Origin of the sequence: Oceaniovalibus sp. ACAM 378, from assembly GCF_008085915.1 — a bacterium.
Lineage (GTDB): Bacteria > Pseudomonadota > Alphaproteobacteria > Rhodobacterales > Rhodobacteraceae > Oceaniglobus.
This window is the reverse complement of sequence record NZ_VSJK01000002.1, coordinates 19,742-40,046: the sequence shown is the minus strand read 5'-3', so window position 1 is coordinate 40,046 and position 20,305 is coordinate 19,742. Positions and strand designations below refer to the sequence as shown.

The 20,305-nt window shown below is 59.0% G+C and carries 15 protein-coding genes and 1 tRNA gene; 10 read left to right on the top strand and 6 right to left on the bottom strand.

The features are described 5' to 3' along the window. The first annotated feature begins 100 nt into the window (after positions 1-100). The 5 genes from FQ320_RS02140 to FQ320_RS02120 all read left to right on the top strand — a co-directional run bounded on the left by FQ320_RS02140 (position 101) and on the right by FQ320_RS02120 (position 5,723). A complete protein-coding gene (locus tag FQ320_RS02140; RefSeq protein WP_148469607.1) occupies positions 101-1,048 on the top strand; it encodes a tripartite tricarboxylate transporter substrate binding protein in 948 nt (315 codons plus the stop codon). 17 nt (positions 1,049-1,065) lie between these two features. After that, positions 1,066-1,560, top strand: coding sequence for a tripartite tricarboxylate transporter TctB family protein (locus FQ320_RS02135; RefSeq protein ID WP_148469606.1), 495 nt, complete (start codon positions 1,066-1,068; stop codon positions 1,558-1,560). Between the two features lies 1 nt (position 1,561). Continuing rightward, positions 1,562-3,079, top strand: coding sequence for a tripartite tricarboxylate transporter permease (locus tag FQ320_RS02130; RefSeq protein WP_148469601.1), 1,518 nt, complete (start codon positions 1,562-1,564; stop codon positions 3,077-3,079). Then, positions 3,063-4,652, top strand: a complete 1,590-nt coding sequence (locus tag FQ320_RS02125) for a gamma-glutamyltransferase family protein (RefSeq protein ID WP_148469599.1) — start codon at positions 3,063-3,065, stop codon at positions 4,650-4,652. The genes FQ320_RS02130 and FQ320_RS02125 overlap by 17 nt, the downstream gene beginning before the upstream one ends. A 96-nt stretch (positions 4,653-4,748) precedes the next feature. Further along, positions 4,749-5,723: a bile acid:sodium symporter family protein gene (locus FQ320_RS02120; RefSeq protein WP_148469596.1), complete on the top strand. Its 975-nt coding sequence runs from the start codon at positions 4,749-4,751 to the stop codon at positions 5,721-5,723. 171 nt (positions 5,724-5,894) lie between these two features. On the opposite strand, the gene FQ320_RS02115 is transcribed toward FQ320_RS02120, so the two are convergent. From FQ320_RS02115 to FQ320_RS02090, 6 genes are all read right to left on the bottom strand, one after another. Continuing rightward, a tRNA-Thr gene (locus tag FQ320_RS02115) sits at positions 5,895-5,970 on the bottom strand. A 257-nt stretch (positions 5,971-6,227) separates the two neighbouring features. Beyond that, complete coding sequence (locus tag FQ320_RS02110) at positions 6,228-7,517, bottom strand: amidohydrolase (protein WP_148469594.1); 1,290 nt, start codon at positions 7,515-7,517, stop codon at positions 6,228-6,230. A gap of 520 nt (positions 7,518-8,037) precedes the next feature. Continuing rightward, a complete protein-coding gene (locus FQ320_RS02105; RefSeq protein WP_148469592.1) occupies positions 8,038-8,376 on the bottom strand; it encodes a chaperone modulator CbpM in 339 nt (112 codons plus the stop codon). Further along, positions 8,373-9,302 (bottom strand): DnaJ C-terminal domain-containing protein, encoded by a 930-nt coding sequence (locus FQ320_RS02100; RefSeq protein WP_148469590.1) that lies wholly within the window; start codon positions 9,300-9,302, stop codon positions 8,373-8,375. Before FQ320_RS02100 ends, FQ320_RS02105 begins: the two co-directional genes overlap by 4 nt. A gap of 407 nt (positions 9,303-9,709) precedes the next feature. Further along, complete coding sequence (locus FQ320_RS02095) at positions 9,710-11,551, bottom strand: PAS domain-containing sensor histidine kinase (protein WP_148469588.1); 1,842 nt, start codon at positions 11,549-11,551, stop codon at positions 9,710-9,712. Between the two features lie 85 nt (positions 11,552-11,636). Continuing rightward, the gene (locus tag FQ320_RS02090; RefSeq protein WP_187393743.1) at positions 11,637-12,032 is read right to left on the bottom strand and encodes a response regulator; all 396 of its coding nucleotides are present in this window, start codon (positions 12,030-12,032) and stop codon (positions 11,637-11,639) included. 463 nt (positions 12,033-12,495) lie between these two features. Here FQ320_RS02090 and FQ320_RS02085 point away from each other — a divergent pair, with 463 nt between their 5' ends. The 5 genes from FQ320_RS02085 to FQ320_RS02065 are packed head-to-tail and all read left to right on the top strand — an operon-like array spanning position 12,496 to position 20,274. Further along, positions 12,496-13,131 carry a hypothetical protein gene (locus FQ320_RS02085; protein ID WP_148469584.1) on the top strand — a complete coding sequence of 212 codons (636 nt, stop codon included), beginning with the start codon at positions 12,496-12,498 and terminating at the stop codon, positions 13,129-13,131. Beyond that, the gene (gene bcsA / locus FQ320_RS02080) at positions 13,128-15,488 is read left to right on the top strand and encodes a UDP-forming cellulose synthase catalytic subunit (RefSeq protein ID WP_255509340.1); all 2,361 of its coding nucleotides are present in this window, start codon (positions 13,128-13,130) and stop codon (positions 15,486-15,488) included. Before FQ320_RS02085 ends, bcsA begins: the two co-directional genes overlap by 4 nt. Further along, the gene (locus FQ320_RS02075; protein ID WP_148469582.1) at positions 15,489-17,720 is read left to right on the top strand and encodes a cellulose biosynthesis cyclic di-GMP-binding regulatory protein BcsB; all 2,232 of its coding nucleotides are present in this window, start codon (positions 15,489-15,491) and stop codon (positions 17,718-17,720) included. Beyond that, positions 17,717-18,790, top strand: coding sequence for a glycosyl hydrolase family 8 (locus tag FQ320_RS02070; RefSeq protein ID WP_148469580.1), 1,074 nt, complete (start codon positions 17,717-17,719; stop codon positions 18,788-18,790). Before FQ320_RS02075 ends, FQ320_RS02070 begins: the two co-directional genes overlap by 4 nt. Further along, positions 18,787-20,274 carry a hypothetical protein gene (locus FQ320_RS02065; protein ID WP_255509339.1) on the top strand — a complete coding sequence of 496 codons (1,488 nt, stop codon included), beginning with the start codon at positions 18,787-18,789 and terminating at the stop codon, positions 20,272-20,274. Before FQ320_RS02070 ends, FQ320_RS02065 begins: the two co-directional genes overlap by 4 nt. Positions 20,275-20,305 lie beyond the last annotated feature (31 nt).

The following is a 20,305-nucleotide window of genomic DNA, read 5'->3' as shown; positions in this document are numbered from 1 at the left end:
CCAGAATTAATCACTTTGTCAGGGTTATTCTTGTGTTAGCCTTGGCGCGCAAACGTAATTGCGGCGATCAAGCCGCTGTATTTTCGCAGGGAGCCTCACCATGGCAATTCGCACGGGCTTTGCCGCCCTCTTCACCGCAGCGACGCTTGTTGCAGGATCAGTCAGCGCCCAAACCTACCCTGAACGAGCCGTTGAATTCATTGTGCCTTGGTCACCGGGCGGCGGGTCGGATATCCTTATGCGGTTGGTCGCCAACAATATACCGCCTTTCCTTGGTGCCGATATGCCGATCATCAACATACCCGGTGTCGGCGGGACAGTGGGTCTGCGCGAAGCGTCTCGCCGGGCGGCAGATGGTTACACCATCAGTCAGGTCCACGAAGGCCTCTTGGTTGCAACCGAAACCGGTATCACAGATCTCGCGTGGGATGATTTCGACACGATCGCATTGATGACGAATTCACCGCAATATCTTGTGGCGGGTCCGAGCGAGAATTACAGTAATTTCGAAGAATTCGTGACCTATGCCGAGGCGCATCCCAACGAAATTTCGATCGGGGTCACGTTGGGCGGGGTGCCGCATCTTCATGCCGCGATGATCGAGCAGGCGTTTGGTCTGCAATTCAAATATGTCGGTTATGAAGGTACCGGGGAACGGATCCGTGCGTTGGTCGGCGGAAATCTTGATATTGCGATCGGCGATGTCAGCTCTGCCAAGGAATTCGTAGATAACGGAGACCTGACGTTTCTCGCGGCTGGCTCTGTAGAACGTCTTGCAGCAACGCCGGATGTGCCGACCTTCACCGAGTTTGGTCACGATCTGGAGCTCAGCGTCACCCGTGGCATCGTTACGCCCAAGGGTGTCCCACAAGAGGTCCGCGACACACTTGAAGCCGCGTTTGAAAAGCTGTCGCAAGACCCGAACTATGTCGAACAGACCAACAACTCCGGTGCTGATGTCGATTTCCGCGGTCAGGACGCGTATCGGGCATACCTCACCAAGCTTGATGCGACGGTCAAATCGCTCTCATCGGTTCTCGCAGAGTGAAGGACACCGATCCTGCAATGAAAGAGGTACGGGAGGCGGGCGAAATCGCCCGCCTGATCAGCTATCTGCTTCTCTTACTCGCTTCGGTCGGCTTGTTTTTCACCGCAAACGCTATTCCCGCTTCCCGGTTTGAAAAACTTGGGGCGGGCGCTTTTCCAAAGATCGTCTTTGGTGTGATGATCATTGTTTCCGGGATGGCCATCATCGACGCGGTTCGGAAAATACCACGCTCGACCTATGGGGATTTTGGCAGACAAACGGTGGCTTGGGCGCGACGCCGCTACTTGGTGTTTATCAGTCTCGCGGCGCTGACCGCCTATCTGCTGGCCATTCCGGTCCTTGGCTTTTCCATCGCGAGCTTTGTGTTCCTGTTTGGGCTGCAACTGATCTTGATGCCGCGCCGCCCGAAATCCATGATCGTGGCCGTCATTGTCGCGCTGGTGTTTTCATTCGGCTTGAACTGGCTTTTTGCCGAGGTGTTTACGGTATTTCTGCCTCGCGGAGTCTTGTGAAATGGCTGATTTTCTATCCGGTGCGGCGCAGATTTTCACCTTCACGACGCTGATTTTCATGCTTCTTGGTTCTATTGCAGGGATCGTGGCCGCCGCCGTTCCCGGCTTTACTGTGACTATGGCGATTATTCTGACGTTGCCGCTGACGTTCTCCATGGAACCGTTGCAGGGCATCGCGGTCATGCTTTCAGTGTATGTTGGCGGCTATACCGGAGGGCTGATTTCAGCGGCTCTTCTGGGAATTCCCGGCACGCCATCATCTGTCGCGACGACGTTTGATGCCTTTCCGATGGCCCGCAACGGTGAACCGGGACGGGCGCTCTCGCTCGGGGTTTGGGCGTCATTTTTCGGGACAATAATCTCTACAATCGTTCTTATCTTTGCTGCGCCACCGCTTGCGCTGTTTGCCGTGCGTTTGGGACCGTGGGAATATTTTTCACTGATTGTCTTCGCCCTGACGATTGTTGCAAGCCTCGTTGGTTCCTCTGTTATTCGCGGCATGCTTGCGGGGCTCATTGGTCTTGCGATTTCGACTGTTGGAACAGATCCGATGTTGGGCCGCCTGCGCTTTGATTTCGGGATCGAGTTGTTACAGACGGGATTGCCCTTTCTTGTCGTGCTGATCGGCGTGTTCGCTATTTCACAACTGGTGTCCGAGGTTGAGGATGCCGACAGCGTGCGTTCGGGCAATGCGCTTGTAACAGGCACAGTCGACTTCCAAACGTGGAAGGTGATGAAAGAGGTCCTGATGCGGCCGGTGAACCTGTTGCGCTCGTCGCTGGTGGGTGTCCTGATCGGCGCGCTTCCGGGGGCCGGCGGGTCAATCGCCAACCTGGTGGCCTATGATCAGGCAAAACGAGCCTCGAAACATCCCGAGAATTTCGGCCAGGGCGAACCGGATGGCATCGTAGCCTCCGAGGCGGGCAACTCGGCCACGGCGGGTGGAGGATTGATCCCGATGATCAGCCTCGGCATTCCGGGCTCGGCGGTTGATGCGATCCTGATGGCCTCGCTGATGGTGCACGGGATCGCTATCGGGCCAAGATTGATCCTCGATCACGCAGATTTGGTCTATGGAATGTTTATCGCCATGGTCGTGTCGGCCTTCATGATGCTCTTTGTATCGGTGTGTTCCATGCGGTTGTTTCTGCGTGTGACCGAGGTGCCGAAATGGCTGATCGTGCCGGTCGTGATGACCTGCTGTGTCGTGGGAACGTTCGCGCTGAATAACCGCGTGACGGATTTGTACTTGCTGATATTTATCGGCATTGCAGGCTATGCGATGCGCGCGCTCAACTATTCTTTGGCGCCGCTGGTGCTCGGCGTTATCTTGGGGCCGATCGCGGAGACCAACCTGCGCCGTGCGCTGATGACCGATTCTGACCCGAGTCTCTTCTTCACCCGCCCTATCAGCCTGATATTCCTGATTGCCGCATTGGTTTCCATCGTCTGGGCGATCCGAACCCATTTGAAAAGTCGCAAAACTACAGAAAGAGAATCCGATGCACCTGCGTCATGATCCTGTCTACCCCTCGCGGCGCTCGCCGGTTCTTGCAGAGAATATCGTTGCGACTTCACAGCCTTTGGCCACGCAAGCCGGACTTACGATTTTACAACAGGGCGGCAATGCAGTCGATGCAGCGATCGCAACCGCCGCGACCTTGACCATTGTAGAACCGACAGGCTGCGGACTAGGCTCGGATGCCTTCTGTATCTTGTGGGATGGCAAGGAGCTGCACGGGTTAAATGCGTCAGGCCGTGCGCCCGCCGCATGGACGCCCGAGCGCTTTTCCGGCGGCATGCCGCAGCATGGCTGGGACGCGGTGACTGTCCCTGGAGCGGTCAGCGCATGGGTCGAACTGTCCGAAAGATTTGGCAAGTTGGGACTCGCGACTGTACTGGCCCCAGCTATTCGGTATGCCGAAGAAGGCTTTATCGTGTCGCCCGTGGTCGGTGCTGCCTGGGCAAAGGGCGCGGCCGTGCTGAAAGACCAACCCGGATTTGCGGAAACTTTCATGCCCGACGGGCGTGCCCCAAAAGCTGGTGAGCGATTCCGCAATCCCGGTGCTGCGCGCACCCTGCGTGCCATTGCCGAAACCAAGGGTCGCGCCTTTTACGAAGGCGAGATTGCGCAGAAGATAGCGGCTTTTGCAAAGGCCCACGGTGGTGCAATGACGGCGGATGACCTTGCCGCCCATCGCAACGATTGGTGCGGTACAATCAGCCAGACTTTTGACGATGTTGAGCTGCATGAGATCCCGCCGAACGGACAAGGCATCGCCGCGCTGATGGCACTTGGCATGTTGCAGCACACATCCATTCGCGATCACGGACCAGACGATCTTACCGCCATTCACCTGCAAATCGAGGCTATCAAGCTCGCGTATCGTGACCTCTATGCCTTTGTATCCGACCGGGACCACATGGGTGACGTCGGCGAAACTGTCTTGCTGGATCCGGCCTATCTGAAATCCCGCGCGGCCCTGATCGAGCTGGATCATGCGCAGGATTTCGGTGCGGGTGCGCCCAAATTGGGTGGCACTGTGTTGTTGAATGTCGGCGATGCGTCAGGGATGATGATCAGCTTCATCCAGTCAAATTACTCCGGGTTTGGCTCGGGCGTCGTCGTGCCGGGGACCGGGATTTCGATGCAGAACCGTGGCTTCGGCTTTACGACCGAACAGGGTCATCCCAATCAGGTTGCACCGGGCAAACGACCTTTCCATACGATTATTCCAGGCTTTGCGATGAAGAATGGCGCACCGCTGATGGCCTTTGGCATGATGGGCGGTCCAATTCAGGCGCAGGGCCATCTGCAGCTTTTGCTGCGCACGCAACTGTGGAACCAAGACCCCCAGACCGCCGCAGATGCGCCTCGCTGGCGGATACTTGCAGGATTGGAACTCGCTTGCGAACCGACCATGGCGGCAAAGCTTATCGACGGGCTAAAGCACCTTGGCCACAAGGTTCAGGTCGATGCTCCGGATAATGCATTTGGATTTGGCGGTGCGCAGCTTGTCCAGCGACTTCCCGGGGGTGGCTATGCCGCAGGATCGGATCCGCGCAAAGATGGACAAGCTGCCGGTTTTTGAACATTACCGTGTGAGGGGGGGGGGGCATCCGCCTGAACCCAAAGCGCTTGGGCACGCGCAGGATTTACGTAAAAACCAAGACAGGCAGAACACGGCATGAACTTTTTAAAGCGCATCGGCATCGACATTTATATGCTGCTGCTGCTCGCTACGGTCGTGGCAGGGGTGGCGCTACCGGCACAGGGGATCGCCGCCGTGGGGCTGCGGCATGTCACGTTCTGGGCCGTGGCCTTGTTGTTTTTTCTTTATGGCGCAAAACTTGACCCCGCCGCGGTTCGGAAGGGTCTGACGAACTGGCGCCTTCAAGGACTGGCGTTTGGCGCTACTTATTTGATGTTTCCGCTGATCGGGCTTGGGCTTGCGGCGGTCTTTGGTCCGCTCTTGGGGACCACGGTCACTCTGGGTCTGCTATTTCTGGCTGTACTGCCCTCTACGGTGCAATCCTCCATCGCCTTTACGTCCATTGCGGGGGGAAATGTGCCTGCTGCGATCTGTGCCGCATCGGTGTCGAACCTTGTTGGCGTGGTCCTGACGCCCGTACTTGTGGCGGTTTTGCTGCATCAGGGCGATGGCGGCGTCAGCTTTGATGCGGTCAGCAAGATCGGGATTCAGATCTTGTTGCCCTTCATCATCGGGCAGATTTTGCGACCTTGGCTCGGTGGCTTTTTGACACGGCACAAGGTTCTGACCATGATCGTGGATCGTGGGTCGATCATCCTGATCGTCTATTCCGCGTTCAGCGCGGGCACTGTCTCGGGGGTTTGGGCAGCGATCCCGCTTACGACCCTTCTCACACTTTTTGCGGTTATCTGGATTTTTCTGGCCATTGTCATGGGTGCTACGGTAGCGACCGGAAAACTTTCCGGGCTAGGATATCCAGACCGCGCGGTGTTGTTCTACTGCGGATCAACCAAAAGTCTTGCGAGTGGCCTACCAATTGCGACCGCTCTATTTGCACCAGATATAGTGGGCGCGATCGTTCTGCCGCTGATGATTTACCATATGTCGCAACTTCTCGTCTGTGCCTTTGTATCACAAAAGGCGGCACTTCATCAAAGTATCACCGATTAACTACCCATGACAGAGGCACGCCCGTGTGCCCTTCGCTGCCGGTAATAACCAACGGCCAAGGCACAAGAAGGGACTCGCAATAGATGCTCGACACGTGATGGGCTACGGATCGGGTGAAAATTGCCTAATTGCAGGCAGTGCCCTGATTTTAGCCGATTACTGTGGATAATTTGGTGCCCCAAGACGGATTCGAACCGCCGACCTACTATTTACGAAACAGTTGCTCTACCGACTGAGCTATTGGGGCATCGTGGGACGCAGAGATAAACGCGATCCGTGAGATTTGCAAGACGGCGGGATGGGGATTTCCGCTTGGAACAGATCCGGTGGAATGCGCAATTTCCACCATGATTTGCCCCCTGTGTGAAGCCACTCAGAGCAGCGGACAAGGGATCATCCACACCCTGCAAGCGAGCGTGAGCAGGCCAAAATCAGGCACGGCGATGTGAATGGCCGCCTGAGTCTGAAATGGCCGCCGCTTGCTGGCAGCGGCCATTTTCGTTGCTATTGCCTGCCGAGGATCGCGTTGGCGATGTTGACGAAAATCTGAGTTCCGTACTGCAGCGCGGCCTCGTCGATGTCGAAGTCGCTGGCGTGATGGACGGCGGGAATGTCGCTGCCGATCAGGAAATAACCGGCGTTTCCGCCCCGTTCCTGAACCCGGCGGATCATCCGCGTTGCATCATCGCCGCCACCGATCGGCCATTCGGGAACGACCTCCACGCCGTCAATACCCGCACCCACCGCGCTGACGATTTCGGCGGCGCGGGGGCTGTTGCTGTTGCCCTGAAGCCCCCCCTTGAGGGCGATGTCGCAGGTTGCGCCGTGCATCTGGGCGGCGGCCGTCAGGATTTCCCGTACCCGGCGCAGCATATAGTTATGGCCGTCTTCGGTCACCGCGCGCACCTCAACCATCATATCGCAGGATTCGGCGATGATGTTGAAGGCGGAACCAGCGCTTAAATGCCCGACGTTGACGAAAGTCGGCGAATCGGCATGGCGCGAAATCGCGTGGATATTAAGCGCCGCTGTCGCCCCGGCAAGCAGTGCGTTGCATCCGTCCTGCGGCCCCATGGCGGCATGGGCGCCCTTGCCCGTAAGGACTACCTTCAGTTTTGACGCGTAAAGGAAACCGATCGCCTCGGCGGCGATCTTGCCAGTGGGCAGCAGACACCCAAGGTGGCCGACGAACAGGTAATCGACGTCGTCCAGCACCCCCGCCTCGACGATGGGCTGTGCGCCGCGCCCGCCTTCCTCGGCGGGTTGAAAGATCAGCCGGATCGTTCCCGTGAACCCTTCGGCGCCATAGAGTTGCGTCGCAACCGCAAGGCCGATCGAGACGTGACCGTCATGGCCGCAGGCATGCATTCGCCCGGAATTCAGCGAGCGATAGCCCTCGGCGTTGGGCGCATGGCTGTCCGATTTCGTCTCGTTCACCGGCAGGGCATCCATGTCGAAACGAAACGCCAGAACCGGGCCGTCGCCGAACCGCTTTTCGGCCACCACGGCAGTCTGTCCGCCGGGCATCCGGTCCATCCATTCGTCCAGAGCACCTGTGGCGCGGGCCGCGTCTTTCGCCGTTTTGACCTCATCACCCGATGGCGGATCGATGATCGCCGAAGCTTTCATCACCTCGGGCCCGACCTTTACGCCATAGCCCAGCCCGTCGAGATGTGCCGCCACAAGCGCGGCCGTGCGATATTCCAGAAACGCGGTTTCCGGATGCTGATGCAGGTCGCGCCGGATCACCACTTCGGGTTCGTTGCTGGTGCGGAACACTTCGCTATAGGTCATGATTTCGTCCTCGGCATAGGCGGCGTCAACGTGCCCGGTCTTTCCGGCCCGTTGCGGTATCTGACATAGGTCTCGTTACCAAGGTCAGCGTCATAGATGCCATAGGAAAGTAGCACAGCGTCAGGCATAGGGCGGCCCGCGTCCCTTTCGTAAGCATCTCTGCGATGGTCAGATTGGCGCGGGCGGATTCTCCACCGATCAGCAGTGGACCGGGGCAGTCGCGGTGAACACCGTGCGCAGGCTGTGAATGATAGCGTTAAGCCCGGCGGGGGACCGGTCAGCGAGACATCTTCGACCAGTTTCAAACTCCGGCTCCCGATCCGGGGCTCGACCGTCAGATCGCGAATATCCAGACCGGCGCGTCGGTCACAGTGTCGGCTCCCCGGACTGATCGACGATCAGCGCCAGCACGAAACGCGGCAGGGCCTGGAAAACCCGGTGACTCGCATAAGCAAGGTGTCGACGATACCGCCGTATGTGCTCTGCGCAACGCTACGGCCAGCAGTCCGGCCAACGACATTCAGCCGCGTTCGGATGACAGCGCGCGATATGCCTCGGTGATCGCCTTTCGGACCTCATCGGGCTGCTGATCCACGCTGTGCGCAATGTCACTCAACTCGCGGCGCAGGCCGTGGATCTGGTCGAGCAGCGAAAGAACCACGGGCAGCGTCTCGCCTTCTATCGAGATGTCCTGCGTCAGATCACAGATCAGCCGGATCCGCGCGACATCCAGATCATCGAACATCGGACCACGGTCGCCCGGCACCGGTTTGACCCACCCTTCACGCACCCACACTCGAAGTTCGTGCAACTCGACGCGGCGGATCGTTGCCACGACCTGATTTTCATCCAGTCTCATGGGGTTCTCCACAGTTCTGCACGCGGATCTTCTTTAGCCGCCTCTTGCCAGCGGCGGGCTATCTCTTCCATCTCCGCGTCAATCAACTCCGGCAAGACGATCTTCAGCACGACAGTCTGGTCGCCGGGCTTACCCTTCGCAGGCTTCACGCCCCGCCCTTTCAGCCGCAAGCGGCGCCCGGTTGAGGCGCCTTTCGGTATCGTCATCGACACACGACCGGCCAGCGTCGGCACTTCGACCTTCGCACCCAATACCGCCTCATCAAAGGTGATCGGAACCTCGACTTCGATGTCGTTTCCTTCACGCACGAAGAACGGATGAGGGCCCACACTGATCTCTACATGGGCATCGCCCGGCGGCCCTTTGCCAAATCCCGCCTGCCCTTTACCACGCAGCCGCAGGGTCTGACCCTGACGTATTCCAGCCGGAATCGACAGATCTATCGTGCCACCGCCCGGCAGTGGGATCTGTCGTTTCGCGCCAAGGGCTGCATCCATGAAATCGACATCGAGATGATATCGCAGGTCGCCGCCCGGCGCGTCGAAACCACCCGTGCCGCCGCCGCCGCGGGCGCGACGCGAGAAAAGATCGGCGAAAATGTCCGAGGCATCTCCGAAATCGCCATACCCGTCTGATGAAGCATAGCGCCCCTGCGGGTCGGCTTCGGCGTGCTGGCGATAATATTGCTGCTGCGGGCGCTCCTGACCGCGCGCGTCGATTTCGCCCGCATCGAACTGTCTGCGCTTCTCGACGTCGGACAGAATGGCATAGGCCGACCCGACCTTGAGGAATTCCTTTTCCTTCGTCTTGTCGCCGGGATGCAGATCAGGGTGCAGTGTCTTCGCGAGCTTCCGATAGGCGCTCTTTATGTCGGCCTGCGACGCATCGCGGGCGACGCCAAGCACCGTGTAGGGGTCGTCGTTCATTCAAGGCCTCCCAATTATGCCGGTCGGCGGATTGCACGGAATGTAACTGTTTTCTTGCCAGTCGCAAGCATCGGCCGTGCCAAGCCCAAGGCAATCCGGAAAGTGGCGGGGCAACGAGCGCACCCAGAGCAGTCGATCCAGCATCAGGCGCGCGAGTGATTTGCCTGTTGTTGTCGCCACGCGCTTCAATCCGGACATCAAGGCCAATGCACGCAACGGATAGCATCCGGTAAATAAAGCAGATTGTCCATCACAGCGGTCATGCGAAAGCTGCGCATTGCTGCAAATGCCCTGCTTCGCGGCAATCGAGAAAGGATTGAGGACAGCGCTTGATGAATAGGGATCTGCACAGCCTGTCGATGCCCCACAACAATCGGCGCTGGCTCGGTTGGCTGGCTGCGAAAGCGTCACTGGGGTCTTGGGCTTGGGACGGTGAACCAGAAGGTTGTGCCCTCGCCCTCGGTGCTGTCAAAATCGATCGCGCCGCCGGTCTGCTCGACGATCTGTTTTGTGATCGCCAGCCCCAGACCGGTTCCGCCCCGGGCGCGGGTCGTTGCCGAGTCGGCCTGGGAAAACGGTTGGAACAGATGCTCGCGGAAGGACTCGGGGATTTTCTCGCCGTCGCTGGTGACCGCGATCCGGACGGCGTCTTCCTGCTCTTCCACCGCCACCCTGACCGTGCTGCCGGTGTGGGCGAACTTGGCCGCGTTGGAAAGCAGGTTGGTCATGACCTGCTGAAAGCGCTGCGGATCGACCACCCCGGTCAGCGTGCGATCCGGACAGACCATATCGAACCGGACGCCGAACTTGTCGCCCGAGGCCAGATTGGCCAGAATCGCCTCTTCGACCAGTGTGACGATCCGATGCGTTGAGAGGTCGAAGCGCATCTGTTGTGCGGAAAACTTCTCGAAATCGAGAACATCGTTGATCAAGGCGTGCAGCCGGTCGCCGTTTTGCTGGGCGATGAACAACAGGCGCTGCGCCTGATCGGAAAACGGCTCGTCATCCATCGAGGACAACAGCATCAGCGATCCGAGGATCGACGTCAGCGGGGTGCGCAACTCGTGGCTGACGGTGGACACGAATTGGCTTTTCAACTCGTTCAGACGCCGCTGTTCGGTCATGTCGACGATCTGTGACACCATATGGTCGGGCCGGCCTTCGTCATCCCTTACGATGCCGACGCTCAGCGACCCCCACATCACGGCGCCATTGGCACGGATATACCGCTTTTCGAACTGATAGGAAGAAGCCTCGCCGGCCTTGATCAGATCGAGCCGGGCTTCGGTGTCTTGCTGATCCTCGCTATGGGTCAGCGCCTGAATGTCGGTGTTCACGAGATCCTGCTCGGAATAGCCGAAAAGCTCGCAGAGCGCGGGATTGACCCGGAGAAATTTGCCATCGAAACCGACGATCGCCATTCCGATCGTTGTCGACTGAAAGGCGGATCTGAACTGTTCTTCGCTTCGGCGCAGCGCGGTTTCGGTCGCCTTGCGGTCGGTGATATCGGTCATCGCGCCGCTCAGACGACTGACGTTCCCCTGCCTGTCGCGTTCGGCAATCGACATATCGCTTCGAATCCAGAGCCAGCGGGAATCGTCCTTTGATCTCAACCGGTATTCACAACTGTGCCGCTCGCATTGATCCTCGAGACAGAGTCGAACCGACTCCAGTGCCGCGTCAAGATCGTCGGGATGCACCTTTGACAGCCACTCGCGCTTCAAATCGTCGGAGTCAACCGAATCGACCCCCAGCAGCTCACGCCAGAGATCGGAAACGTTCACGGACTCGGTTTTGCGCACATAGTCGAACACGCCGATCTTTGCGCCGACGATTGCATTGTTGGCGCGCTCCAGCTCGCTGCGGGACCGCCGTTCGGCACTTACCTCATCGGCGATGTCACGCAGGACCAGCGCATGTTGAAGCCCGTTTTCGGCCTCCGTCCACACGGTCATCTGCGCGCCAAGCAGGATCCTCTGGCCGTTCGCGGTCCGTCCGGCGATGCCCTTGATGATCGCGTCAATCGCCGGCGGTTCGATATAGGCGCCAAGCTCGGCCACCGAGGTGACCGCAAGCACGTCAAAGACCGGACGGCCCACCAATTTGCCGCTGTCATAGCCGAACAGGCTGTCGGCGGCCGGATTGCAATGCAGGATCCGCCCCGTCGGCCCGACGATCATCAGCGCGACCTGAATACGCTTGAACGCATTAATAATTGGTGAATCGTTCAATTTAACCTCTGAACTCATGAAAACTCCGTTCAAACCATCGCAAGTCGTCGAGCTTTACCGCCCGAGACCATCACCGCCCCTGTCGGCGCTACGCAGGCCAAGCCTACCCGTGCATGCGTGCGTCCCCAAGCCTGCGTGCGGCATCGGCCAGACACACCGCAAGACCATTCGCGTCGAACGGCTTGGTGACGTATGCACTTGCCCCGGCGGCATAGGCCTGATCCATGTACCGCTTGTCGGTCATCGCCGTAACCATGATGATCGGGCAATCACCATAACCGGGCAAACGCCGCAGAAGATCACAGAACTCGATTCCATCCATGACTGGCATCTGAATATCAAGCAAAATACACTCAAACGGCCTGCTGGCCGAGGTAATCCGCTCCAACGCGATCCCTGCACTCGCCGCAGTTTCAATATCCGAATACCCCGCGTGGGCGACAAGCATGCTCAGGATTTCAAGAGCGGACGAATCGTCGTCGATGGCAAGTATTTTCATGGACCCATGCTTTCTCGTCGATAAGTGGCTGCGCCAATGACCAACAATCGAAGGCTCGCAAGCCCGCCTCAGCGCCATTTTTACATCAATGTGTATAAACCCAATGCCAATGTCACCGTCATGTTCCATGATCAATCAGAGCGCGTTGCAAATTATTGTACTCCCGTTTAAGTTGATCACAACAACTTCTGCGCAGATCTAGGCACTTCATGATGCACTCCTTCCTTGCGCTTTCCGGCTTGTCTCTGGAGCGGAACTTCTAATGGACATCAAGCAATTAAATGTCAAAACGGTGCATCACTCCCTGCCAGATTGTGATGCAGTCGCCACGCTTCGATGGGTCGTGTGAAGATATGGCAGTGCTAAAATATCCATCGTTGATCCAGTCCCGGCTGCATTGTGGCAGCAACTTTCCGTTACGGAACTCGACCCGCGCTCGATCACCTTCAGAAACGGTGACGCCTTGAGGCAGCCGTTTCTCTGGACCGCTTGCGTGCTGCTGGCCGGATGCGAGACATTTGTCCTGCCGATGGGCGAATTTCGCACGGACCTCGCGCAGGAACCGTTCGTTCAGCAGCCGCTCGCAAGCGCGTGGATTTCAGTTCCCGACGCGGAAATGGTGCTGGCGCGTCTGGTTGGGCCCTATGCCGAACAACGCATCCTGCTGACAAATCGCACCGCATTGCGTGGCGATAATGTCGTGATGCTGAGAGCACATGGCGCGGACCTTGCAACCAACGGACGGTTCCAGCCCGTGAAGTATCTGGCATCGCTGGATACCGATCTCTTTCCGTTTGGAGAGATCGCAGACCTTTCGTTCTTCAGCCGCACAGATAGTCTTGGTGCGCTGAACTGGGCGGAATGGTCAAACAATGCCGGATTGACCTGCGTGCTTGCCCTGCGCCGACTTGACGGTGCAACCCGGATCGTACCGGCAGGCCGATCAGCAATGGACATGATTTTGCGCAACTGCATCCACGGAACAGCCGATGAGGCTTTGATCGCCGCAGAACCCACGCAAGCCGGGTTTGCCGCCAAAACCAAACGTCCGGGCGACGCACCCGAGATGCTTTCACCACTTGCCGGTCCGCGGCCATGAATATTTCAGGAGTAGTCTCGCGCCTTGGCGTGTCGGTGATGGTCCTGCTTTGGCTGCTGTTGATGGTGCCGATCCTGTTTCTCGCGTCGGTTCCGACCTCGATCGCGGTTCAGGGAGTGTTGGCGCTGGTGACAGTTGGCCTGCTGCTGGTGGTGAAACCTTTCGTCCATGTCTGCCTTCCTATTCGTTTCGGAATGCTTGCAGTGGCAAGCTTTTTCACCCTGCGCTATTGGCTGTGGCGATTGACGGAAACGCTGCCATCGCCAGAAGAACCGTTGTCCTTCGCCGCCGCCATCATCCTGTTCGGGGCTGAAACCTTTACTGTCGGCCTGTTCTTTCTGACAGCACTTGTCACCGCCGACCCGACCGACCCGGAACCGCCCGCGCGTGTGCGGGTAAAAGACGTGCCCAGCGTCGACATTCTGGTTCCCTCCTATAATGAAGCCGATGAACTGCTGGCCGTCACGCTGGCCGCAGCAAAGCAGATCAACTATCCGCACGACAAGGTGACGGTGGTTCTGTGCGATGATGGCGGGACCGATCAGCGGTGCAACCACTCCGACCCCGCCATCGCGACCGAGTCGAAAGCCCGCCGCGCGCGGTTGCAGAAACTGTGCAGCGATCTGGGTGTCGTCTATGTCACGCGCGCCCGCAACGAGAGCGCGAAGGCTGGTAACCTGAACTCTGCATTGCAGAACCTGAGCGGTGAGCTGTTTCTTGTTCTGGACGCAGATCACGTGCCCAGCCGCGACTTTCTGATCCGAACGGTCGGATATTTTGTCGAGAACCCGCGCCTGTTTCTTGTTCAGACGCCGCACTTTTTCATCAACCGCGATCCGATCGAGCGCAACATTGGCTTGCCGGAAACCTGTCCGTCCGAGAACGAGATGTTTTATACCACGATCCACCGGGGTCTTGACCGGCTGGGCGGCGCGTTCTTCTGCGGATCGGCCGCGCTGTTGCGACGCCGGGCAGTGGATGAGGTGGGCGGAATCTCTGGCGAAACCATCACCGAGGATGCGGAAACCGCTCTCGACATCCATGCGCGTGGCTGGGAAAGCAAATATCTGGATCAGGCGATGATCGGCGGCTTGCAGCCCGAAACCTTTGCCTCGTTCATCCAGCAGAGGGGCCGTTGGGCCACGGGCATGATCCAAATGCTCATCCTGAAGAACCCGATCTTCCGCTCGGGTCTCTCGATCACACAGCGGCTCTGCTATCTCAACTCGATGAGTTTCTGGCTGTTTCCGTTGATCCGGATGATTTTTCTGATCAGTCCGCTGTTCTATATGTTCTTCGGTCTCGAAATCTTTGTCGTCTCCTCTAAAGAGGTTCTGGTCTATATCTTGCCCTATCTGTTGATCGGTTTTCTGGTTCAGAGCGCCCTGTTCTCCAAAGTTCGATGGCCGCAAATCTCTGAAGTTTATGAGATTGCGCAGACTCCCTATCTGCTGCGCGCGATCATCGGCACCGTGCTCCGACCCCGCGCCGCGCAGTTCAAGGTCACTGTGAAAGAGGAAGAACTTGACCACGCCTTCCTGTCACCGATTTACCTGCCATTGCTGGGTCTGACCCTGCTGATGCTGTTGGGATTGATCGCCGGCGGATACCGCTGGATCGCATTTCCGGGTGACCGGACTGTCGTACAGCTTGTTGGGGCATGGAATCTTTACAACTTCCTGCTCACCTCTTTGGCTCTGCGCGCAGTTTTCGAACGCCCTCGGCGTTTGCTAAAGCCGCGAACGGGTGTTTCAGTGCCGGCGTCGCTGCACCTGATTTCGGGTGGCGAGGGCAGCTATCCGCTGGACGCCACGATCCTTTCCGCCGGGGCGAAATCATTGATCCTGAGAGTCGACGGCGATACCCGCGGCCCCGATGGCAAGGATCGATTGAACGAGGCCCGTGAGGGCGGCGCTGTCGAGGTCCACGCGATACTTACCAATGAGCCTGATCTGGCAGCCGCGCTGCCCGCGACAATCGCATCTGTGCGCAGCGGTGTGGAGGGGGTGACTGTAAACCTCGCCATTGCCTCGAAGGACATGATCGCCGCAAGTCGTCTGGCCGCCTTTCTCACCTTCGGCGACAGCGCGCGCTGGACTTTTTTCCGCAAGGTGCACTCCAGGGGCCGCGGGTTGTTTTCGGGGCTGGTCTTCGTGTTTTCCAAAGGCATCCTGTCCCTGCCCACAACCGTCTATGATTTTCTGAACGAACCCGCCCGCCGAAAGGCTGAGCTTGAGACGGCCACGCACGTGCCATCCAACGAACTCGCAAATGTTGTCTCCGCTCCGGTTCAGCCCGGGCAAAAGCCGAACGAACCGTCGCCTGAAGCAGAAAAATATTTCGGAGTCGGGAGTTAGATGGCGATGATCCGGTGGAAACCCCTTCTGATTGCCACGATGCTGGCGTCTGTTCTTCCGCTGCAAAAGGCATCGGCCCAACAGATCATTCTGGAAGATTTCGAAGACCCGGAAGGGTCCGCGAGCGACCGGTTTAACATGCCGGAGGCCCCGACAGCGCCGCGCGCGATGCACGACGAAACCGCCCGGGATTTGGCAAGCGCGCCAGAACCCGCGACCTTGATCATGCCGCTCCGGACAGTGCGGGCGCAGGTCGGCTCGGCAAACCGTTTCCGGATGCAGGGTCAATATTCGCGTGAAGAGTTCATTCTGGTCCTGCCAAGCGAAACTGATGCCACCACGTTTCGACTGACAACCAGAAGCGCGATCAACATTTTGCCTGAACGGTCTTCGATCGAGGTTTTCGTGAATGGAACCTCTATCGGCAAGATCACACCGAACCATTTCCAAGAAGATTCCATCGACACGCTGGATGTGCCCGCCGGACTGTTCAAGGCAGGCCGAAATCAGGTTTCTCTGGTGGCGCGGCAGGTACACCGCGTTTTTTGCGGACCGGAAGCGTCGTTCAGCCTGTGGACCGATATTGACCTGGCCGAAAGCGGCGTCGAAACACAGAAGGATGACCTGACGCCCGATCCACTGGGTTTTCTTGCGGCGATCGGCGCGCAACTGGGGCGGGGCCAACCGTTCTCGATCCGGATCTCGGGCGCTGATTTTCCGCTGGCCGGCGCCGCCGGGATCATCGCAAGGGTCGGGGATGTCTTTGGCGGCACCCCCCCCGAGATCGCGTTCGAGGATTACTATGCCGTCTCGCCGAAGCCGCCACAGCTGGCGCGGGTCACGGCTCTGCCGCCTGACCAGAAGCTGCCCAATGGGCCAGAGTTTCGGCGCGGCGGAGACGGGGCCATCGTTCTGGTCACCAACAGCAGTCGCTATGCCGAAGTCGGTCAGATGCTTGCCGGGGCCCTGAAAGACGCAGGTTCAGGCGATGTGCCGCCACTGCTGACGCCCGGCCGCCAGACGTCTATTGCAGATCTCGGTACCCCGATCATCGAAGGACAGGGGCGTTATTTCCGCGCGCCGGTATCGTTTCGTCTGCCGCGGGACTGGTTGCTGCTTGCGTCGCAACAGGCCGAGCTGAATCTCGATTATCAATACGACGATGAGCTGCCGCAAGGATCGCTGCTGCTCGTCAAGATCAACAACACGACGATCCGTCTCTTGCCTCTGGACGAGGCCGAAAGATCGGGCCGCCCGCTTAAGACGCTTCGCGTTCCCTTTGCCGCAAACCTGCTGGCACCGGGGGTGAACCGTCTGACGTTCGAGGCGCTTGTCCCCGGTGATCCGCCGGATCAGGCCTGTGAGCTCAGGGACGTTCCGATCTTTCAGGTATCGGGGACGACTGCGCTGTTCGTTCCGGATTCGCCCAACATGTCATTGCCAAGCATCGAAGCCGTGCTTGGCGTCATCGGCCCCGACTCGATCCGGCTGAGCGAGGCCGGGCGCGGTTCGATCCCCTTGGGCATGCTGCCCCAACTCGCTGCCGTCTACGTCAACGATGCGCCATCGGATCAGGCAGACGCGAACCGGTCGGACTTTGAGCTGACGGTGGGGGTGCCCGCCGATCTGTCATCGCTGGAAGGCGACATTGTCGATGGAAACAGCGCCGAATTGCAATCTGTCCTCCTGTCGACCGCCCAGGAAACGGTCGAGGACATAGATCTGTGGAAAAATATCGACGATGGGCCGTGGTGGCGTGTTTTCTATGATCTGGAACGCGCTGCCGCCCTGCCATCGCGCCTGTCTGACGGTCTGGCCGAAATGTGGCGCGGCTCCGAGCCGGATCTGCAAACATGGCTTGCAAGGCATTCTGCGGAAGCCATGTTGATCCAGCCGGATATGGCGACGCCTGAAAAAATCTGGCTGATCCTGCGGTCCCGTGCCGATCCTGTCGAAATCGTTGCGTCCCTCGCAGCCAGTCATCAAGAGTTCGAGGGCCCACACGGTCAGGTCGCACTGTATTCGTCCGAGAACGGCTGGAGCAGTTGGACTTCACCGCAGAAGCCGCTGTCCCTGAACGAACCGCTGACATTGGGCAACATGCGCGCCGTCGTTGGGAATTACGTCACGATAACACCCGCCCGCTTCGTCATTCCGCTGTTTTTATTAATCTTTTGTTCTGCAATTGTCGCTATCGGGATTGCCATGCTGACAAGGCGGAAAAGAAAATGAATCGACGCGAAGTCATGGCTGGCATTGGCGCCTTTGCGGGGTTGGGCGCACTGTCCGGACTGCCGGCGTATGGTCAGGACGCGGACATCGAGGTTAATCTTCGCGATGTCTGGGCGGCGTGGAAAGCTGCCAATCTGGATTCCTCGGGCCGGGTGGTTGACCGCAATCAGCAGAACGCCAGCCATTCGGAGGGGCAGGCATATGGCATGCTGCTTGCCGTGACGGTTGGCGACCGGCTTGCGTTTGAAAGGATGGAGACCTGGACCAAAGTCAATCTGGGCGTCCGGTCCGACAATCTGCTCGCCTGGCGCTGGCTGCCCGACGCGCCGGAGCGGGTGCCCGACACCAACAATGCAAGCGACGGTGATCTGTTCCGGGCTTGGGCGCTTCTCAAGGCGTCGCGGAAATTTTCGGTTCCGGAATACCGCGAACTGGCAAAGAGCATCGCGACGGATCTGGTCGAGCTGTGTATCATAGAAAGTCCGGGATCGGACGCGACACCGTTGCTTTTGCCCGCGGCACACGGATTTCGCACCGACAGCGGATTCATCATCAATCCCTGCTATTCGATGCCGTTGGCGATGACCGAATTGGCGACAGCTTTCGAACTGCCCGAACTCGCTCTCGCAGCGCGCGGCGCGGTCGATCTGCAAACCACGCTGGCGCGGGACGGCGTCGTGCCGGATTGGGTGGAAATCACCAGTGATGCAATCCGCCCCGCACAGGACTTCTCGTTCAACGCCGGGTATGAGGCGATGCGCATACCGCTTTTCCTGATCTGGTCAGGCCTGAACGCGCACCCCGCTGTTCTGCGTTATGCCGAAGCGCAGGCGCGCGCACCAGAAGGCAGCGCGGCCACCGTCATCGACCGAAAAACCGGAAAGATCCTCGAAACCAGCGCGCATGCGGGGTATAAGGCCGTCGCGGCGCTTTCCATCTGCAGCGCGCAGAACAGCGTCGGCTCGGCCTTGCCGCCTTTCGTGTCCGACGACCCCTATTATCCAGCAACCTTGCAGGTGATGACCATGATTGCCCAAGCCAAAAGCGCACCCATGTGCTTCCCCCTGTGACGCGCATTTGGAAACTCATCGCCGCGTTCGCCATGCTGCAGGCGCTGGCCGCCGTTCCGGCCGCGGCCCAGACGCCGCCCGACGGCGATCTCATGGCGCTCCGCTTTTATATCGGCGAGGGCAATGAGCAGGCGGTGCAATCTGAAATCCGCCGCCTGCAACTTCAATATCCCGACTGGACGCCGTCAGAGGATCTGAACGAAGTTTCGCGTGATGTCCCCGCCGAAGCCATCGACGAGATCTATGGTCTGATCGCGACCGGCGATTTCGATGGCGCTCGATCCTTGATCGACAAGACTCGCCAAGCCTATCCCGCGTGGTCCCCAACCGAGGAATTGTTGCAAACCCTTGTGATTGCAGAGGCGCAGAGCCGCTTTACCCAGGCGGTCGATGCCGGCGAGGCAAATGCCGCAATCCGCGTCGCGCGCAGCAATTCCGCCCTGTTGCGTTGCGAGCGGGTCAACAACGCCTGGCTGCTCGCGGAGCAATATCAGTCAGTGGGTGACAATGAATCGGCCCTCGCCGTCTATCGCAGCGTATTGCGCAGTTGCGACACGTCCGAGGTTCTGATCGCCACGCTGGAGAAATCCGCCGCGATCGCTGATGCCGCAGCCTTGTCCGCCCTGGCAGATCTGGCCCGCGAAACCTCCCCGGAAACAGCCGAACAGTTGACTGTGGTCGAAAATCGGCTTCGCGCGGGGGCAAGCTCTGTGCCGCTCAAAACGCCCACCGACCCAACAAGCCAATCGGCGCCCGACGATCCGGAGTCCGACCCGACGCTTGCCATGATGACAAGTCCAAGGCCAAACCCAAGGCCCAAAACGCTCGACACCCGGTCGGCGACCTCGCAACCTGCGCCGCCCCGAACATCGACGGCTCGATCATCGTCGGGCGGATCGACACCCCAACCTGCAGGCGGTGGGTCTGCTGCTGCGCCCAATCTTTCCCGCGCGGCACAGGCTGCCGCACGCGGCGATTGGCAGGGATGTCTGGCATTGACGGCCAACGCTCAAAGCGGCGCGATCCTGTCCCAACGCGGGTGGTGCGCGCTGAACGCCGACCGTCCGATGGAGGCCTTGAATGATTTCCGGAAGGCCACTTCAATCGGATCAACCGCCCAATCCAGAACGGATTCAGCCTATGGCATGGCGCTGGCGATGCTGCGCCTCGGGATGATCGATCAGGCAGCCGAGGTCGCCGCCAACACGCATTTCGACCGTAAGCAACGGGTGGAGATCGAAAGTCAAATCCTCGATAAACGCGGTGTTTACGCGTACAATCGTGGGGATTATGGCCGGGCCATTGCATATTTCGACGAACTCGAACGACTGACCGGTCGGATGCACCGTGATCTCTCGCTGTTGCGCGGATATGCATATCTGAATTCCGGCAACCGCCCGGCAGCCGTGGCCGAGTTTCGACGCGCACACGATCAGATGGCGACACCAGCGTCGCGCCGCGCATTGTCCGAGGCAATGCAGTAACTGAAATTTGCGTCGCTGGTGCGCATTGATA

Excerpts from the sequence above, each read along its gene's own strand:
- FQ320_RS02090 (WP_187393743.1), bottom strand. The coding sequence starts at position 12,032 with ATGAAAATACTTGCCATCGACGACGATTCGTCCGCTCTTGAAATCCTG.
- FQ320_RS02140 (WP_148469607.1), top strand. The coding sequence starts at position 101 with ATGGCAATTCGCACGGGCTTTGCCGCCCTCTTCACCGCAGCGACGCTT.
- FQ320_RS02105 (WP_148469592.1), bottom strand. The coding sequence starts at position 8,376 with ATGAGACTGGATGAAAATCAGGTCGTGGCAACGATCCGCCGCGTCGAG.
- FQ320_RS02135 (WP_148469606.1), top strand. The coding sequence starts at position 1,066 with ATGAAAGAGGTACGGGAGGCGGGCGAAATCGCCCGCCTGATCAGCTAT.
- FQ320_RS02100 (WP_148469590.1), bottom strand. The coding sequence starts at position 9,302 with ATGAACGACGACCCCTACACGGTGCTTGGCGTCGCCCGCGATGCGTCG.
- FQ320_RS02070 (WP_148469580.1), top strand. The coding sequence starts at position 17,717 with ATGAATCGACGCGAAGTCATGGCTGGCATTGGCGCCTTTGCGGGGTTG.
- bcsA (WP_255509340.1), top strand. The coding sequence starts at position 13,128 with ATGAATATTTCAGGAGTAGTCTCGCGCCTTGGCGTGTCGGTGATGGTC.
- FQ320_RS02110 (WP_148469594.1), bottom strand. The coding sequence starts at position 7,517 with ATGACCTATAGCGAAGTGTTCCGCACCAGCAACGAACCCGAAGTGGTG.
- FQ320_RS02130 (WP_148469601.1), top strand. The coding sequence starts at position 1,562 with ATGGCTGATTTTCTATCCGGTGCGGCGCAGATTTTCACCTTCACGACG.
- FQ320_RS02120 (WP_148469596.1), top strand. The coding sequence starts at position 4,749 with ATGAACTTTTTAAAGCGCATCGGCATCGACATTTATATGCTGCTGCTG.
- FQ320_RS02125 (WP_148469599.1), top strand. The coding sequence starts at position 3,063 with ATGCACCTGCGTCATGATCCTGTCTACCCCTCGCGGCGCTCGCCGGTT.
- FQ320_RS02075 (WP_148469582.1), top strand. The coding sequence starts at position 15,489 with ATGGCGATGATCCGGTGGAAACCCCTTCTGATTGCCACGATGCTGGCG.
- FQ320_RS02095 (WP_148469588.1), bottom strand. The coding sequence starts at position 11,551 with ATGAGTTCAGAGGTTAAATTGAACGATTCACCAATTATTAATGCGTTC.